This window comes from Streptomyces coelicoflavus (genome assembly GCF_045041415.1).
Taxonomy (GTDB): Bacteria; Actinomycetota; Actinomycetes; order Streptomycetales; family Streptomycetaceae; genus Streptomyces; species Streptomyces coelicoflavus.
The window spans coordinates 1,722,989-1,740,886 of record NZ_CP108218.1 but is presented as its reverse complement, the minus strand read 5'-3'; the positions used below and the strand labels follow the sequence as shown (position 1 = coordinate 1,740,886).

Below are 17,898 nucleotides of genomic sequence, written 5' to 3'. Positions count from 1 at the left end.
GCCCCGCCTGCGTCGCACCCGAGCCGGGAAAGGTCCCCCTCAGATGTCCCGGAAGGGACCAGCCAGCGCCATGACCTGCGGCGATGGCCGGTCGCGGGGTGCTGACCTGTGCGAATGGGCTTTCGGTTATTTCACGCTCGTGCCTGTTGATGCAGCCGGAAGTCCCAGGAAAGTCCCAGGGGACTCCCACGGGTGGGGCGGCTCGCGAACGTCATGCAGGTGCGGTGGGTTGCCGAGTCCGAATGGCTGCTAGCTCAGGCACTCCCGGTGTGATCACTGGCGGTCCGTCCGTCAAGGCGTCATCCCATACGGCGGGCACGCTACAGCCGATGAGGGTGCGCTGGACCGGGTACGACGGGGCAGCCTGGGGCAACAGCGTCCGAGGGTCAGCAGTGAACCGTCGGACGGATCGCTGCGTCATGCGAAGGAAAGGAAGGGGCGTCGGTGCCGTCTTCCGGAATGCCCACGACCTCAACGGCCACCCCACGTGCCGCCAGGGCCTTTGCGGTCTGGGCGATGGTGATCTGCGAGAAGCCGAAGATGGTCTCGGGAGTAAGGCGCCCGCCATGCTTGAGAAGCATGGCGAGAACGATCCGCTCGGGCGTGTAGTCGGCCGGGAGCAGGAGCGAGTCGCCGCTCAGCCCGGCCACCTTCGCCGTGAAGTCCGCTCGGACCTGGGCGGACTCCTGGAGCAGTTCCACCGCCACCCTGGCCTGGCTGAACAAATGGCTCAGCGGACCGGAACCCTTTGCGCGCTTGACGAGGATCAATGTTCCGTCGGGCGTGATGAGATCGCAGATCTCGACCTGGTCCCGGCGGCGCAGCGGGTTGGCGACGTTCTTGGTGTCGAGGCAGAGCCAGCCGGGCCGGCTGTCCGCCACGCTGTTGTTGTAGGTGTTCTCCGACTCGCCATCCACCCAGGCCGGGAGGGAGACGGACGGCGAGGGAGGGAACAGCGTCTCCACGGTGGTCCGGCACTCCTCGACATAGGCGGTCCCGGTCTCGTACCACTCGGCGTCCATCAGGAAGAACCGTCGCGAGCCGAGTGGGATGCCGGTCTCCAACCAACTCAGTGCGCTGGTGGCTACGAGTGTGCAGGCGCCCCCTGCCCGGCGGTCCCTGGCCAGGGTCACCGTTCCATCGCGCAGTGCCTTGACGCGCTCGCCGGCGGGTGCGAGCCGGGCACGGGTCAGGACGTAACCGAGGTCGAAGTCGTCAGAGCGCAAGGCACCGCGGCTGTTGATCTGCGTCACGTACGTGGTGGCCTCCGTGTAGGCCTCGTGGTGTTCGGAGGGGACGGCTGCGGAGATCAGCCCTTCGTCGGGCCGGCCTAGACGTTCGTCCAGGGCCTGGGTGAGGTTGTCGAGGATCCTCGGGTCGGTGACCGGCACGACGTGGTCGACGAACTCCAGCTCCTGGTGAGGGGTCTCTTCGCGGCAGATCCTCGAGATCGTCCGCAGGTCGGAAAGCAGGGCCTCGGGCTCGACGCCGAGAGCGATCCTCAGGCCGCATCCACCCTGAGCGCTGACCGCTCGTCCTCGGGTAAACCGCGAACGGGTGAGTGGCAGGTCATCAAGGTATCCGCCCAGGCTCCGCACGATGCGGGAGTGTTCACGAATGCCCAGCAGTGGCACCGACGCTCCCCCCGGGACGAGTGAGATGTCGGTGCGTGCCTGTCCGAGGGTCCTGGACACAGCTCCGCGGATCAGGTTCGGGTCCATCTGCCGAATGGCGAAGGAGAGACCGAAGCGCTTGTCCTTGAGACGGTCGGGGATCAGTCGGTACCCCTGGTCGCAGCCTATGGCGTACACCGTGTCATCGACGGCGAGCAGAAGCAGGGCGGCGGTGCGGCGGACGCTCTCGCTGACTGTGACACCGGTGGTGTGTGACATGGGACCGCACCAGGGGGCCTCGGTGCGCTCCATTCCACAGGTGATGTACACGGCCGGGACACCCAGCGCCTCGGGCACATGGAGTGTGGCGCCGAGTCCGTCCAGAAGCTCGGCATCGAGTGCGGACAGCATGGCCTCCGCGGTGGGAGAGACGCCGGGCAGTCGATAAACGGTGCGTACTGCGGTGTTCGATGCCAAGAGTGATTGCCTCCATGGACAGGACTTGTGGCGTGCCCAGCGACGTACTGGTGCAGGTGATGAACAGGTACACACGAGAGGATGCCGACCGTGCGTGTACCTTGTCAACATACTTGCCTCTGGAGAGTCGAAGCTTGTCCGTGTACGCTGAGGTTATGACGGACACTGCCGCTTCTTCGGCCGGACCACTGGTCACCGGCGCCGAGATCGCTCGGCTGGCCGGAGTCACCCGGGCTGCTGTATCAAACTGGCGTCGGCGCTACGACGACTTCCCCGCGCCGGCGGGAGGAGCCTCGAACAGCCCGCTTTACGCGCTCGCGGAGGTCCAGGAGTGGTTGGACAAGCAGCGCAAGGGTCAGGAGGTCTCGCCCGAGGTCGAGTTGTGGCAGGCTTTGCGGGCTGTGTTCGGCGAGCAGATGATCGTGGGCTTGGCGCAGGTCGCCGAGGTGCTCGCCGAAGGGGCCGGGACCGAAGTGCCCGACGACATCGTCACCCGTGTGAAGGAGCTCGTCCGCGGTGAGACGCCTGCTGTCCTCGTCGACGGACTGGTCGAACGATTCATGGACTCCGCCCGGCGGGCGGGATCCGACCAGGTGACGTCCGAGCGCGTGGTGCGAGCCGTCCGTCACTTCGCTCCCGAACTGTCGTCGGATGCCACCGTCTTCGATCCGGCCTGCGGAATCGGCGTGCTGCTCTTGTCCGTCGCGGCCGAGGCCGGTTCGCATTGCCGCGGTCAGGAGTTGGATGCCGACAGTGCTCGCTTCGCGCAGCTCCGCGCCGACCTCCTGGGACGGTCAGGCGTGCGCATCGTGGCGGGGGACTCACTGCGCGCGGACGCATGGCCAGACCTCAAGGCTGATCTGGTCGTCTGCGACCCTCCGGCCGGCGTGACCGAGTGGGGGAGGGAGGAACTGCTGCTCGACTCCCGTTGGGACCTCGGCACCCCGTCCAAGGCCGAAGGTGAGCTCGCCTGGCTCCAGCACGCCTACGCGCACACCGTGCCCGGCGGCCGCGTCCTCATGGTCATGCCAGCCTCGGTCGCCTACCGCAAGGCAGGACGACGCATCCGTGCCGAGCTCGTACGCCGGGGCATCGTGCGCCAAGTCATCGCCCTGCCACCCGGTACGGCGACCTCACACGCTCTGCCCGTCCACCTGTGGTGCCTGGAGCGCCCCGAGAGCACGGAGGGTGCGGACACGTATCGCACCGTGCGCATGGTCGACCTGACGGACAACGGCCCCGACGGGGATCTGGAGCCACGCCCGGACCAGGTCGCCGACGTACCGTTGATCGAACTGCTCGACGACACCGTTGATCTGACCCCCGGGAGCCACCTCCGTCCCCGGCAACGTGACTACCCCGGTGAGTACGCCGCGCTGCGCAGGCAACTTGAGGACCGGTTCCGTCGACTTGCCGCCCTCCTGCCTGAGCTCTTGGAGGGTGAGGGGCCGGGCTCGCTCGACGGCGCCACCACCAGCGTCGCGGATCTCGCCCGAGCCGGACTCGTGGCGTACGAAGGGCAGGAACCGGTCTCGGCCAGCGAGCAGCTCGACACGGACTACCTGCAGGGGTTCCTGCGCAGCTCCGCCAACACCCGCAGGTCCACGAGCGCAAGCGGGACATACCGTTTCGACGGCAAGGGTGCCCGCATCCCCCGTATGGGCATCGACGACCAGCGCCGGTACGGCTCCGCCTTCCGGACCCTCTCCGCGTTCGAGGAAGGAATGCGCAAGGTCGAGGAGCTGAGCCGGCAGCTCGCGGAGATCGCCCGTGACGGTCTTGCGACGGGTGCCCTGGCACCGAAGGAATGAGTACGGCGCCGAGGTTACGGGCGTCAGACTGCGTGCGGAAGGAAAGGACTCGCGGTACCGCTCCACGTCACGCTCAGGTACTCACGAGCGCGTGTGCAGGCGACGAACAGCAGGCAGCGCTCGCGGAGCAGGTCGGCCTCGTGCTGGAGCGGGTCCGCCTCACGAGGGGTGATCTCCCGGGTGAACGGCACGGTGCCCTCGGCGGCGCCGAGCACGGACACCGCTCGGAACTCAAGCCCCTTCATGGCGTGCATCGTCGCCAGCCGTACGCCCTCCGCACCCCGCGCGACCTGACCTCTCACGCGTAGCACCGGGATGCCGGCTGCCTTCAGCTTGTCCTCGGCGGCGTCCAGAGAGAGGTTGAAACGGCCGCACACGCCGATCTCGTGCGGCGCGAGGCCCTCGTCGAGCAGCGTGCGGACCCGCCCCACCAGCGCTTCGGTCTCCTCTTGCCGGGTGGCGTGCCCGCATACCTCGGGGCGGCGGCCGTGGAGCAACGAACGGTATCCGGCCAGCGAGTCCGTTCCCTCCCCCTCGAGACTGTCGACGGCGACGGGGGCGAGGAGGCGGGCGGACCAGGCGAGGATCTCCTCCGTGGAGCGATAGTTGACGCGCAGCCGGAAGCTGCGGCCGGTCGTGGATATGCCCAGTGAGCCGAGCGACACTCGGGAATCGTAGATCCGCTGGTGCGGGTCGCCGGTGACGAACAGGTCGTCCGGACCGGGCGGGACGGCTGCGCGCAGCACACGCCACTGCGCGGGGTGCAGATCCTGTGCCTCGTCCACGACGACGTGGGCGTACGGGGCCGACCGGTCGGCGAGGAGTTCCGCCGCGCGGGCGCAGACCCGCAGATGCGTGGTCTCCCCTCGGTCCCGCAGGAACTGTTCGAACCGTTCCACGCCCCTCCACACCTCGCGGCGACGGGCAGGCCCGAGGCCGGTGCCCCGGCCCCGGCGACTCGCGCCGAGGTAGGCGTCCAGGTCGCGGAGGTTCTGGCCGAGGACGACGTGCCGGTACTCCTGGGCCAGGAACTGGGCGGTGAACGGCAGAGAGAGCTGCTTGACCGTCTTCTCCCACAACTTGCGCTGCTCCCGGTCGCCGATCGGTTTCGGCGCGGCGGCCGATCCGGCGCGCGCGATGCCGTTCGCGAAGGCGTCGACCGTGGTCACGTCCACTCGTGCCAGCAGCCTGTCGTCCTCGTCGAGGAGCAGGCCGAGCATGTCGCGCAGTCCGGCTGCGAGCGCGTTCGTGTAAGTGGTGAGCAGGATGCGGCCGTCCTCGGAGCGGTCGAGCAGGTGCTTGACCCGGTGCAGGGCGGCCACGGTCTTGCCTGTGCCGGGTCCTCCGGTGACCTGGACGGGGCCGCCGTGCGAGGCGCGGTACGCCACACGGCGCTGGGAAGGGTGCAGGAAGACCCGCCAGGCCGCGAACGGCTTCTCCAGCATGTCCTCCAGCTCATGCGGTCCGGTGACCAGCCGGATGCGTGCGGGCGTGTTGGCGATCACGGTGGCCAGGTCCTCAACCGGTTCGGCGGGCGCGTCGGCGGGACGGCGGACGGCGACCACATCTCGGTAGACCTCCTCCGGGCTGAACCCCTCGGCGAGGTACTGGAGCACCTCCAGCTGGTCCTCCGGGAGGAGCGTGGCGAAGGCCTCCAGCTGTGCCTTGTCCACCAGGGACCGTGCGGCGCGCAGAACCTGGTCGTCGACACCGAGCTCGCGCAGCGTGCCGTCGGAGACACCCGCGAACAGCAGGCGCGGGGCGGCGCGTGCTGCCGTCTCGTACAGCGGTGTCAGCTCGTCCAGAGCGACGGCGTTGCGCACCTCCAAGGCCCGCGTGGCGGAGTTCGCGCTGTACAGGCGCTTCGCCGCCCAGGTGTAGGCGTCGTCGTGCGGCAGGACGTTGACCAGGAGGAACGTGTCACTGCCGTCGTCCGGCGCGAGAACGACACCACGCCAGAAATCGGTGATGCGAATGGTGCGCATCCGCGGGTCGCGAGCCTTCTCCACGGACTCCAGATGCAACCCCTTGTCCGCGTTCAGTTCGGCGACGCTCATGGCCTGGAACTTCGCCATGGCCTTGCGTACTCCGGCTCGAACCGGCTTCTCCAGGGTGTCGTATCCGTCCCAGAAGCTCTGAGTGAAGGCGAGCCGGGGCATGGGGGTCCTTCCTTTCCACCGGACGGTCTTTCATGATCGCGGATGCGGGGAGCTCTCGGCCAGCCGCGCGGCGATATGTCTCAGGGAGGCCAGGAGTTGTGCGGGATCACTGGAGAGATCGAGACTGTGCTGGTAGATCCGCATGCCTCGACCGTCCCGTCCCGCTGCCGTTCCGTGCACCTCGTGGAAGTGCTCGGGCCGGCGTCCGGCCGCGTACACCAGGTGTGCCTCGCGCAGTCCGAGCACGGTGGCGTAGGTGAGCGCCTGGTAGAGGTCGGCGTTGAGGAGCCCGTCACCCTTCTCCACTTTGTACTTGGCGTCGGCGACGGCGAGAGGTGCGCGGCCGTCGCCGGTCCGTACGACGAGGTCCGGACGTATCCGCACGAGACCGGCGACATCGAGGTGATGGACGTCTTGCCTGCGCGTCGTCAGGTCGTGTTCCCGGAGAGCCTCACCCAGAGCCACGGTGACGAAGTCCTCGAACAGCTGGTTCATGTCGAAGAGGAAGCCGTCCACGGTGAGTGGGTCGGTCCCGCCCGGTCGGTGCTCCGGAGAGGTGCCGCGCAGGACCGCTTCGGCGAGCCGCAGCGCCGACTGGTAACGGGAGTTCAGGCGGGAGGGCTGCCAACGCGGCAGTTCCTGCCCCCGTACCAGGGGCTGTGCGTCGGCCAGCCGCACCCGCTGGTGGGCCAGGCGCCGCCGGACCGGCCCGGGAACGTCCGGCAGCCGCAGCAACCGTTCGGTGGCGGCGCGCAGGATGCGGTTCTCGGCGGTGTCGGCGGTGTAGGCGTCGTAGACGATCTCCACGGGCGGTGTACGGCCGAAGTGCCTGCGGATCTGCTCGGCCTCGCGCAAGCGCCCGCGTACGACCAGCGCGGACTCCTCCACCTCTCGGTAGCCCTGGAGGACGCCCCGCCGCAGCGCCCCGTCAATCTGCCGCTCCACGGCGTGCGCGAGCGCCGGGACGACGTCGTCGTATGCGCCGGTGTCGACGGTGCCCTCCCTGCTGTCGCGCCAGGCGCGGGCCGGGTCGAGGCTGAAGCCGAGAAGGAAGAACAGCCGGCTCACGGGAGTCTTGGGCATGATCCGCACGACCGGACCGCCGGGGGTGCGCACGGCCCCGACCCGGCTGCCTGCCCTGAGCAGCCAGTGTCCGATCCGGCCGGGGTCGGGGGTCGCGCTCTGCAGGATGCCGGAGGCGGCCAGCGCCCGTCCGGCCTCGGCGCTCAGCGGTACGGAGACGGCCGGCCCGTACTCGCGCAGGGACACCTCGGACCCGGGCTCCGTCACGGGAGTTGCTCGCGCAGCGAGTCGAGGCCGTAGCGGGCGGTGACGTCGATGCCCTCGCCGTAGTGGTGTTCTTCCAGCAGGGGCAGGATCTTCGTGCGCCACGTCCGTTCGAGGCCGCCGTCGCGGTACACGCCCGGCTTCATCAGGTACGACGGCCCGATGGCGAAGTCGGCGTCGTCTATCCGGGCGTTGAGAGCGTCGAGGAGGCGGGCGGGCGCCGGATCCCTGCCCTCGCGCGCCAGCCAGCGTGCGAGCAGTCCGGCGGTCGGCTCGGTGCGCGGAGACAGCTCGACGAACGCGAAACGGCGCCGCATCGCCGCGTCCACCAGGGCGATAGAGCGGTCGGCGGTGTTCATCGTGCCGATCACGAAGAGGTTGGGCGGCAGTGGGAAGTCGTCTCCGGAGTAGGTGAGCCGGACGGACCGGTCCCGGTACTCCAGGAGGAAGTACAGCTCGCCGAAGACCCTTGCCAGGTTGGCACGGTTGATCTCGTCGATGATCAGGAAGTGCGGGAGGTGCCGATTGCCCTCGCGCGAGGCGAGATCGGCCAGCTCCCGGAGCGGCCCCGCCGTCAGCCGGAAGGCCACTTCCCGAGTCTCGGGGTCTTCCACGGGGCGGAACCCCTCGAAGAAGTCCTCGTAGGCGTACGAGGGGTGGAACTGCACGATCTTGACCTGTTCCGGTCCGCCACCGAGGTACTCGGCCAGCTTCATCGCCAGGAAGGTTTTGCCGGTGCCCGGTGGACCGTAGAACACCAGCTGCCGCTCGTCGACGAGGAGTTCACGTACTTCGTCCAGCCAGCCCCGGTCATGGACGAGAAGGTCCTTGGCGAGCGCCTCGCTGATGGCCGGAAGGGACAGCTCTCGGGTCGCCGGCCGTTCCGCGGTGGGGCTCTCGCCGGCGGCTGTCGGTGCCGTGCGTTCCGCTTGCCCGGTGAGCTCGTCGAGTGCTTCCAGCACACCGGTCAGGTCGACGACGTCGTGCTGGACGGACAGCTTCTGCTGCACTTCCTCCGGCAGGTCCTCGTACGCATGGCTGCGCGGCGACCAGGTGACGGTCCGCCGCAGATTGGACAGCCCGCCCGGCGACGAGGCCTGCACGGCGTCGCCGGTGATCCGCCCGACGTACAGCCGTCCGTCCCCGATCGCTGCGACGGTGTCACCGGCGCGCATCTGCGTCAGGAAGGCGTGGAGTTCGTCGACGAGACCGCGCTTCTGGTTGTACGAGGCCGCCCCCTCGTACCCGTCCTCCACGAAGCGCCGCAGCGTGCTCTTGGTCGGATCGGTCTCCTCCAGGGGAGGCAGGTGCGCGGCCGCGAGGGAGACGAATCCCTCCGTCAGCCACAGTTGCCGCACCAGGTTGTGACCGGAGACGTTGGAGCCGCGCACCAGCCACGCCTTGCGCGGGGCGCGCCAGCCGGTGGACAGGTAGTCGGCGAGCGGGTGTCCCTCCGCCGTGCGCCACGACTCGGGGCCGGAGGCGTCGTAGCCGTAGACGAGCGCAGCGGCGGCCGAGGACGAGTTGCACTCGATGTCCCGGGTCACCACCCAGCGGCTCGGCGCCTGCGGCAGGTCGGGATCCGAAGGGGCGTCGACCAGGGCGCCACCCGCGCGCAGGTCAGCGCGATTGCGGCGGCCGTGATCACCCAGTCCGGGCCAGACCTCGGCGGCGACCACGGAGCCCTCCCGCAGCACGAACTTGTGGGTGCCATTCCCGCCGAACTCGGCGAGCAGGTGCCCGCGGGCGTAGCCTCCCCCTTTGGGGAGTCTGATGCGGAACTCGGGTGTTTCAGGCAGGAGTTCGAGCTGGGACATGAACGAACCTTCCGGGGCGCGCGAGGTCTGCGCTGACGTTCTTCACCCTACCCGTTGACACCGTCAAGTGACCCAACTCGAACGAGAAAACGATCACGTGATTGTGTTGACGGTGTAAACGTGATGGCTCTAAAGTGCTGATGTGCCCGGTCGGCTCGTACGTCAAGTCCCGGGCATTCGAACGCTCAAGTGGGGGGCACTGTGGGTGGGGAGCCGACGGCTGAGGCCAGACGGCGCACGATCGAGGCGGAGTTGCCGTCGGTCATAGAGAGGCTGAGCCGCTCCGCGTCTCGTTCGGGCCTCGTGAGTCACCGCGCCTTCGCCCTGGAGGCGAACCGGCTCGGACTGACGAGCGATGAGCAGCAGCGCAGGCTGCGCCACGGGCTCGATGCCGTAGGTCTTCACGTGAAACCCCAGCGCCGGAGACGGAGCGGGGGCGCACCCGCGGGGCTCACCGCCGCGCCGGCCCCGCAGGCTGCCGCGCCGGCCCGGCGGCCTGATGGGCAGTCTCCGCCGCCGCAGTCGCTGCTGAGGGCCGTCGCGGAACCGGCGCCGGTGCTGAGCGAGGCGGCCGAACGCCTGGCCCAGGCCCGGCGAATGCTGGGCCGCTACGCCGACAACGACGGCAAGGTCGGCAAGCTGGCCCACGACGGTGTCGTGCGACTCCATGGGCTCAGCCCCACCGAAGCGCGTGAACTGACGGCCTGCTTCCCCATCACCCGCCCTCGCCCAACGCGCCAGTCCGGCCAGAGAGCCACCGGGGCCCAGACGGTCGGCCCTGAGGCATCCGCACCCGCCCCAGCCCTCTCGAAGCCGGCAACGGGCAAGAAGCGCGCTGCCCGCTCCGTTGCCTCCGCCACGGACAGTGCCCTGTCGCTCGCCGTTCGAGCAGCCCGGGCTGTCCTGGCAGAAGACCGGTGGCGCCGGAACCTGGGCAACGCGTTGCTCGCGGCGGACGAGGAAGTCGGCCTCGCCGTGCTGCTGCGCGACGGCGGCGATCTCCTCAGCCGCGATGTTCCGGCCGAGGAGGTGAAGTCGCTGCCCCGTGACGGCGAGCGATGGCGCGCCTACGAATGCCTCGTCCTGCACAACCAGCGGCTCGTGTGGAAGATCGCACAGGCTTACCAGGGGCGCGGGCTGGACGTCGAGGACCTCGTCCAGCACGGCACTCTCGGCCTGATGCGCGCGGTCCGCAAGTTCGACGCGACCAAGGGCTTCAAGCTGTCGACCTACGCAACGTGGTGGATCAAGCAGTCCATCACCCGCGCCATCGCTGACGAGGGCACCGTGATCCGGCTGCCCGTGCACATGCACGAAAGGGTCAGCAAGGTCGCCATGGCCGAGCGCCGGCTGCTGAACGAGGGTCGCGCCAGGACCGTCGCCAATGTTGCCTACGCGACCAATCTCACCTTCGCCGAAGTGGAGGAGGTGCGCCGGATCAGCCGGCCCACCGACTCGCTGGACCGGATCATCGGCGACGACACCGCCCTCGCCGATCTGATCGTCGGGCCGAGTCGTCTGCCCGGCCCTCCAGTCGTGCTGCTCCGCAAGGAGCTTCAGGAGCGCCTGCGACACGTCCTGGGGCATCTCACCGAGCGCGAGCGGCACGTCCTCATCCGGCGCACCGGTCTCGACGGCGACGAGCCGGACACGCTGGAGGACATCGGTGTCGTCTTCGGCGTCACCCGCGAGCGCATCCGCCAGATCGAATCGAAGGCCAAGGCCAAGTTCCGCGGCCAGCTGGTCCGCCACGGGCTGATCCCCTCGAACCTCTGAAGCGCTCCTCCCGCCTGATCTGAAGGAACACCCACATGGACCCTCGCGAGCAGCTGGTGCGCTACCTGACCCACCAGCTCGTCGGCCCCGCCGGCGGTGACCACGAGGTGCTCGACGCCCCGCCGGACCGGCAGTACCTCATGGGCACCCTCTACCCGCAGCAGGCCGAACTCCGGCGACAGCTCGCCCTCGCGGCCGACGACCCCGAGGCACCGGGCGCCGAGCAGGACGCCGCCGACGTGAACCCCGCCGCTGACCCGGTACCGGAGACCAATAGCTGGCTGCCCGCGTCCATCGGCCTGAGCTTCTACACCGACGCCGCCCGGGTCGAGGTGACCTGCACCGCCGCTCGCTACGAGACACAACGGGGCGAACCGGGGCGTGGCCGCCGCTGGCGCCGCATACCCCTGCCGTCCACACCACAGACGATCGGCCCCGACCAGAAGGACGTCGCCGTCCTGGACGGCCGCGCGAGGATCCAGGTGACCCGCCGCTCCTACGGTGACGGCACGCTGGTCACCGTGGCCCTGATCAACGAGAAGCGCCACGCCGGATCCGGCGACAAGGCGCCGAGCTGGGACGACATGCTGTTCCAGTGCGGGCTCACCGTTCGCCCCGTCGAAGGGGCCGTGCTGCCCTACCCCAGCGTCCGGCTTGCCAGCCGGGACCCCGAGGAGCGCGAACTGCGCCTGCAGTACCGGCACGTCATCACGCACGCCGTCGGCCACGGCTGCGCCGTCCGCGAGGAGCGAGGAGAGGACGGCGGCGTCGAACTCCTCGCCTGCGAGGTGCTGCCCCGCGCCGAGGTACCCCCCATCCGGGCCGGTGGTCCGCTCGACGCCCCGGCGCTCAGGATCGCCCATCTGGCCGACTCCGCCGTCAGCAGGGACCAGATCCGGGAGGAGCTCGCCGAGTTCGCCGCCGCCTACCACGCCTGGTACGCGGGGCAGCGATCCGTCGAGGTGCCGCCCTGGGGCCGGGAAGCCGCGGAGCGGATCCTCGACCGCGTCCGCCAGGCGGTCACCCGCGTCGAGGCAGGTGTGCGTACTCTGTGCGACCCCGACCGTCCCGAACTGCTCGATGCCTTCCGTATCGCTCAGCGCGCCATGCTGCTGCAGATGCGGCACTCCGCCTCCGACCAGGCGGGGCAGCGGCGCCTGCGCTCCGACGACGTGGCCCTCGATCCGCCCGTCGACTCCGAGGCGAGCTGGCATCCTTTCCAGCTCGCGTTCTTTCTCCTCGCCCTCGACGGGGTCGTGGACCCCGGACACCGTGACCGCGAGACCACCGACCTCATCTGGTTCCCGACCGGTGGCGGAAAGACCGAGGCGTATCTGCTCCTCGCCGCCTTCACCATTGCCCTGCGCCGCATCCGGGGCGAGGGCGGCGGCACCACGGTGCTCAGCCGCTACACCCTCAGCCTGCTTACGACCCAGCAGTTCCAGCGCGCCGCCACCACGATCTGCGCCCTGGAACACCTTCGCCGCACCGAGCCTGGACTCGGCCTCGGGAACGAACCCATCACCATCGGTCTGTGGGTCGGGGACACCACCACCCCGAACAAGTTCCAGTCGGCGAAGGCCGCCTTCGACGAGCAGCGCGATGCCAGCCACCCCGAAGACGTCTTCATCCTCGACCGCTGCCCTTGGTGCGGCACGCGTATCCTGCCACCGACCTGGTCCAGCGTCCGCTCCGACTATGGAGTCCGCGCCAAGGCGGACGAGTTCGCCTTCTACTGCCCGCGAGACGCGTGCACCTTCCACGGCGTCCTGCCCGTCGCCGTCGTCGACCAGCATCTCTACCAGGATCCGCCCACCTTCGTCCTGGGCACCGTCGACAAGTTCGCCCGGCTCGCCTGGGAGCCCGATTCGGGCCGCCTCTTCGGCGCCGGCACCGGCCATCGCCCCCCGTCCCTGGTCATCCAGGACGAGCTGCACCTGCTCACCGGTCCGCTCGGCACCACGGTCGGTCTCTACGAAGCGGCCATCCTGGAGCTGTGCACCGGCCCGGACGGCCGCCCGCCCAAGATCGTCGCAGCGACGGCCACGATCCGGCGTTCCGCGGAACAGGTCCGTGCCCTGCACCAACAGGATGTCCAGCTGTTCCCGCCATCCGGGCTCGACGCCCGTGACAGCTTCTTCGCCGTCCCCGACACCGGCCGCCCCGGCCGCCTCTACCTCGGCGTCATGGCGCAGGGCCACACCGCGGGCCGCGGCGCTGTCGCCACCACAGCGGCCATGCTCCAGGGCGTCCACCGGCTCCCCGAGGAACACCGCGACGACTACTGGACGCTCGTCGCCTACCACCACAGCCTGCGTGAACTCGGCCGCACCGTCACCGCCGCCGGCGACGACATTCCCGCCCAGCTCCGCGGACTCGGCGAAGGCGCCGGCGTCCGAGAGCTGGTCGGCGAGCAGGTGCAACAACTCGACAGCAGTGTGAAGCGCGCCGACCAGCCCATCCTCCTCGACCGCTTGGAGAAGCCCTGGACGGACCCTCGGTCGGTGTCGTTCCTTCCGTGCACCAACATGCTCTCCGTCGGAATTGACGTGAAACGGCTCGCTTACATGCTCATGCAGGGCCAGCCCAAGACCACCGCCGAGTACATCCAGGCCACCAGCCGCGTCGGCCGCCACCAGGTGCCCGGACTCATCGTCACGTACTTCAACGCCACGCGCCCGCGTGACCGGTCCCATTACGAGACCTTCATCGACTACCACCGGGCGCTCTACCGCTACGTCGAACCCGCCAGCGTCACGCCCTGGTCGCTGCCCGCGCGTCGACGGGCCCTGCACGCCGCACTCGTCATCCTGGTCCGCCACCGGGTGGGCCTGGCCGCCGAGAACCAGGCCGGACGAATCACCGCCCACAAGGAAGAGGTGGAGCGTATCGCCGACGCCCTGGCCGAGCGTGCCGCGACCGCCGAGCGCGGCGCCACCGCGGGAGCCTGCACCGACGCCGTACGAGCCGATGTGCGAACCGCACTCGGCTATCTGCTGGACGACTGGTACCGGCAGGCGGACACCGCCGCCGCCGAGGGCAAGAACCTCTACTACCGCAGCCAGGGCAAGGGCCAGCACAACCTGCTCAAGGCATTCGAGCAGCGCTACGGCTTGTGGGAAACCCTCAACTCGATGCGCAACGTGGACCGGGAGTGCCAGATCACCGTGACGGGAGCAGGAAAGTGAAGCGCAAACTCCGGGTCCGGCAGGCCCAGACCGTGCTTCCCTTCGGGGTCGGGGCCGTACTCGACGTGCAGGGTGAAAGCTTCGTCGCCGCGGGCATCGAGAGGTGGCCGGACCTCAAGACGCCCGTCTCCTGCGAACGACTCGCCGTACGGCTTGGCGTCAAGGGCTTCTACGCCGCGCCCCACACCCTCAACGACCGGTACGACCAGCCCGACCGCCCCGGCGTCCCCTACGTGCGCTTCCCCGGCTGGCTGTTCTGCGGCTCCTGCCGGGGCATGGTCCGCTTCCTGCGCGAGAACGAGAAGCCGGGCGAGCCCCCCGTCTGCGCGTCCTGTGCCGCCGCGCCCCGCCTCACCCCGATGCGATTCGTTCGCATCTGCGCGGACGGACACCTCGACGACGTCGACTGGTGGTACTGGGCCCACTCCAGGCTCGCGCCCGATTTGCGCGACTCGTGCTCCGAGTCCGACAACGCCTGGAAGGCACGCCGGCTGAGCTTTCGAGTCGCCGACCGTGCCACGGGACTCGAAGCGCTCTCGGTGCGCTGCGGAGCCACCGGAGCGGGCGGCAAGCCCTGCGGTGCCGAACGCGACCTGCTCGACGTCCTCGGCCCTCAGGGCGGGCACTGCTCGGGCCGCAACCCCTGGCAGCGCTGGGACGCGAGGAGCTCCTGCGGCCAGCAGGTGCACATCGTGCAGCGCACCGCCGGAAACGTCTACTACCCGGTCGTCTACTCGGCCCTGGACATCCCCCAGACCGACGAAGCCCCCCGTGCGGAGCAGAGCGTGGCGGCGGCCGTCTTGGCGCACGACTACTGGCCGCTTTTGCTCGACGCACTCGGATCCCGCAGGGCAGACACCTTCCGCGGCATGATCAAGGAGGACACCGACGCTTCGGACGGCCTCATCGACCAGCTTGCTGCGGAGGCCATCGGTGCCCCGACGACGACGCCCCCTCCCGAGCCGAAGCCCGGAAAGTCGGGAAAGGTCGACCTGAGCCGCGACGAGTGGTGCGCATTCGACGCCATCCGGTTCCCCGAACCCGCGAAGGAGTTCACGATCCGGCGCGGCGGCCTCGGTCTGGACAGCGAGAAGGAAGAGCCCTGGGCCACCCTCGACGCGCACATCGGCGGAGTGGTCCTCGCCGACCGCCTGCGCGAGGTCAGGGCGTTGACCGGCTTCCGCCGCCACTCCCCGAACGGCACCCTCGTACCCGCCGACACCGGCGGCCGTCTGCGCTGGCTGCCCGCTACCGAGGTGTACGGGGAGGGCATCGTCCTCACCCTCGACGAACAGCGGCTGACCGCCTGGGAGAACGATCCCCGCGTCCAGGCCCACGTCCGCGGCGTCCGCGCCGACCTGGAGGCCTCGTTCCGCGCGGAACAGCTCGCCGAGGCCGTGGGCAGCGAACTGTCGCCCCGCTTCCAGCTCCTGCACACCGTCGCCCACCTCCTCATCCGCCAACTCTCCTTCGACTCCGGGTACACCACCGCCAGCCTGCGCGAGCGCGTCTACGGCCGTCCCGAGTACGGCCAGCACGGTCTGCTGATCTACACGGCCGCCGGGGACGCCGAGGGCACCCTCGGTGGCCTCGTCCGGCAGGGCGAGGCACCGCACTTCGCCGAGACGCTGATCCGGATGCTGGAAGCGGCCGCCTGGTGCTCCGCCGACCCGCTGTGCGCCGAACACACCGGCCAGGGCTTCGGCAACCTCAACCGGGCCGCCTGCCACGCCTGCACCCTGCTGCCCGAGACTAGCTGCGAGACCGGCAACACACTCCTCGACCGGGCCCTGGTCGTCGGCTCGGCCCGTGTCCCCGGCTACTTCACCGACGTCCTCACCGCGAGCCGCGAGTACGCCGCCGCCACCGCTCAGGAATGACATCCATGGCCACCGCGAACACCCCCCTGCTCCACCCCGACCTCACCCCGGCCCAGCGCGACTGCCTGGACACTCTGCCGCTGACCGGCAACCACGTCGTCAGCGGGCCGCCCGGAAGCGGCAAGAGCCTGCTCGCCGCACACCGCGCCGTCCACCTGGCCCTCACCGGCCGCCCCACTCTGCTGCTGTCGCGCTCCAACCTGCTGCGCCAGCTTCTGCGCGACACCGTGCACGGTCTCACGGTTCCAGGCGCACCGGTCGAAGCTGCCACCGTGCACGGCTGGATCCAGCGTCGCTTCGGCCGGGACGCCCCGCGCACCGAGGACGGCTGGTTCGACTGGACGGCCCTCACCCGTCAGGCCGCGGCCACTGTCGGCGAGGACGAGGCGGATGCCGTCCCCCACCTCGTCGTCGACGAGGGTCAGGACCTGGCGCCGGGCTTCTACCGGTTGGCCCGTCTCGCTGCCGCCTCCGTCACGGTCTTCGCCGACGAGTGCCAGCGCCTGACCGAGACGAACTCCACGCTCACCGAGATCGCCGACGCCCTCGGCCGTTCCTCCGGGCGGGTGGAGATCTCCGGCAACCATCGCAACACCCGCGAGATCGCCTCCCTGGCCGAACACTTCCGCACCGGCAGCGCCCACCCCGACATCCCGGTTCGCAGCGGTGTCCTGCCCGTGGTCCGCCACTACTCGGGCATCAAGGACGTCGCCGAAGACATCACCACCATGGCGGCGAGGCAACCGCGCCATCGGATCGGCGTGATCGTCAACTCCCTGCGCACGGCCGCCGACCTGATGCGCCTGCTGGAACGTGCCGGCCTCACCCAGGAACCCCAGCTGTACAGCTCGGCTGCCACATCCGGCCGCTACCGCGACCTCGACCTTGCCCGTCCGGGCGTCGTCCTCGTCCACCGGGCCAGCGCCAAGGGGCTGGACTTCGACACCGTCGTCATCGCCGACGCGGAGTCCGACGCGGGTACCGATCCCACGTCGGCGACCTTGCGCATGGCGTACTACGTCATGATCACCCGGGCTCGGGAGCGGCTGGTGCTGGGATGGCAGGGGAGCCGGATGCCCCGGCATCTGGAGGGGTTGCACGGATGGGCGCACATGCGGTGACGGCGCGGCACCGCGCAGCCGTCGTCACCGATTTGCACACCCGGCCGCCGAAGATGCGGCGATGCACCGACGCCCGCGAGGCGTCGTGATCCGAGAGGACCAGTAGTCCGATGAGCATGGCCGATGGCGTCAAGAGCCTGATTCAGCAAACACTCGACAACGCGATGGTCTCCCAGCAGGTGCGGGCGAGGGAAAACGTCGAGCGCCTGCGGAGAGTCCACCCCGGCGACACACCGCAGGAGCTGATCTGTCGGTTGGACCGCTCCTACCTCACCAGTATCACCGCATCTCGTGCGGCCCGGATCGTGCCCGGCTCCGGGGCCCCGGTGACTCAGACTGATACCGGTGCCTTCACCGAATCGACCGTGCAGTATCTGCTGTCGCTGGCCGAGGTATATGGCCTGCATTCTGAGGACCTCGAGCGACGACAGCTCCTGGGTTTGACCGTCCTCCTCGTCCACGGAGCGGGACGTGCCCTCGGCGAAGTCGCCCAGCGAACCGGTCCTCACTGGGGGCGACGCGGCGTCGGGGCGATCCCCGCGAGCGCGATCAAGCGGGCCAACAAGGTGCTTGGTCCGCGGTTCATCACGAAATCCGGCACCAAGCAAGGAGTTCTGGTGCTGGACAAGCACGTGCCACTTGGTGTGGGTGCCGTGATCGGCACAGGTGGCGACCATGTCCTCGGGCGACTGACGATCAAGTGCGCACGTTCCGTCCTCGGGCAGCCACCGGCGAGCTGGACCTGGTGATTGCCGCGGCGCCGGTGCGG

General features: G+C 69.5%; 10 protein-coding genes. 6 read left to right on the top strand and 4 right to left on the bottom strand.

The features are described 5' to 3' along the window. Positions 1 to 386: 386 nt before the first annotated feature. Positions 387 to 2,090, bottom strand: a complete 1,704-nt coding sequence (locus OHA99_RS07620; protein WP_405694866.1) for a TIGR04141 family sporadically distributed protein — start codon at positions 2,088 to 2,090, stop codon at positions 387 to 389. A gap of 155 nt (positions 2,091 to 2,245) precedes the next feature. On the opposite strand from OHA99_RS07620, the gene OHA99_RS07615 reads away from it, so the two are divergent. After that, a complete protein-coding gene (locus tag OHA99_RS07615; RefSeq protein ID WP_189283622.1) occupies positions 2,246 to 3,901 on the top strand; it encodes an N-6 DNA methylase in 1,656 nt (551 codons plus the stop codon). Positions 3,902 to 3,924: 23 nt separating this feature from the next. Here the strand turns inward: OHA99_RS07615 and OHA99_RS07610 are convergent, their stop codons facing one another. The 3 genes from OHA99_RS07610 to OHA99_RS07600 are packed head-to-tail and all read right to left on the bottom strand — an operon-like array spanning position 3,925 to position 9,164. Beyond that, the gene (locus OHA99_RS07610; protein WP_405694864.1) at positions 3,925 to 6,060 is read right to left on the bottom strand and encodes a UvrD-helicase domain-containing protein; all 2,136 of its coding nucleotides are present in this window, start codon (positions 6,058 to 6,060) and stop codon (positions 3,925 to 3,927) included. Positions 6,061 to 6,090: 30 nt separating this feature from the next. Continuing rightward, positions 6,091 to 7,350, bottom strand: a complete 1,260-nt coding sequence (locus OHA99_RS07605; protein ID WP_405694862.1) for an McrC family protein — start codon at positions 7,348 to 7,350, stop codon at positions 6,091 to 6,093. Continuing rightward, on the bottom strand, positions 7,347 to 9,164 hold the full coding sequence (locus OHA99_RS07600) for a DUF4357 domain-containing protein (protein WP_405694860.1): 1,818 nt from the start codon (positions 9,162 to 9,164) through the stop codon (positions 7,347 to 7,349). Before OHA99_RS07600 ends, OHA99_RS07605 begins: the two co-directional genes overlap by 4 nt. A 555-nt stretch (positions 9,165 to 9,719) precedes the next feature. Here OHA99_RS07600 and OHA99_RS07595 point away from each other — a divergent pair. The 5 genes from OHA99_RS07595 to OHA99_RS07575 all read left to right on the top strand — a co-directional run bounded on the left by OHA99_RS07595 (position 9,720) and on the right by OHA99_RS07575 (position 17,878). Next, positions 9,720 to 10,940 carry a sigma-70 family RNA polymerase sigma factor gene (locus OHA99_RS07595; RefSeq protein WP_364811849.1) on the top strand — a complete coding sequence of 407 codons (1,221 nt, stop codon included), beginning with the start codon at positions 9,720 to 9,722 and terminating at the stop codon, positions 10,938 to 10,940. Between the two features lie 35 nt (positions 10,941 to 10,975). Then, the gene (locus OHA99_RS07590; protein WP_405694858.1) at positions 10,976 to 14,128 is read left to right on the top strand and encodes a helicase-related protein; all 3,153 of its coding nucleotides are present in this window, start codon (positions 10,976 to 10,978) and stop codon (positions 14,126 to 14,128) included. Further along, positions 14,125 to 16,008 carry a DrmB family protein gene (drmB, locus tag OHA99_RS07585; protein ID WP_405694855.1) on the top strand — a complete coding sequence of 628 codons (1,884 nt, stop codon included), beginning with the start codon at positions 14,125 to 14,127 and terminating at the stop codon, positions 16,006 to 16,008. The genes OHA99_RS07590 and drmB overlap by 4 nt, the downstream gene beginning before the upstream one ends. Before the next feature lie 5 nt (positions 16,009 to 16,013). Continuing rightward, the gene (locus OHA99_RS07580) at positions 16,014 to 17,129 is read left to right on the top strand and encodes an AAA family ATPase (protein WP_189283628.1); all 1,116 of its coding nucleotides are present in this window, start codon (positions 16,014 to 16,016) and stop codon (positions 17,127 to 17,129) included. 110 nt (positions 17,130 to 17,239) lie between these two features. Next, the gene (locus OHA99_RS07575) at positions 17,240 to 17,878 is read left to right on the top strand and encodes a hypothetical protein (RefSeq protein ID WP_405694853.1); all 639 of its coding nucleotides are present in this window, start codon (positions 17,240 to 17,242) and stop codon (positions 17,876 to 17,878) included. Positions 17,879 to 17,898: the final 20 nt, after the last annotated feature.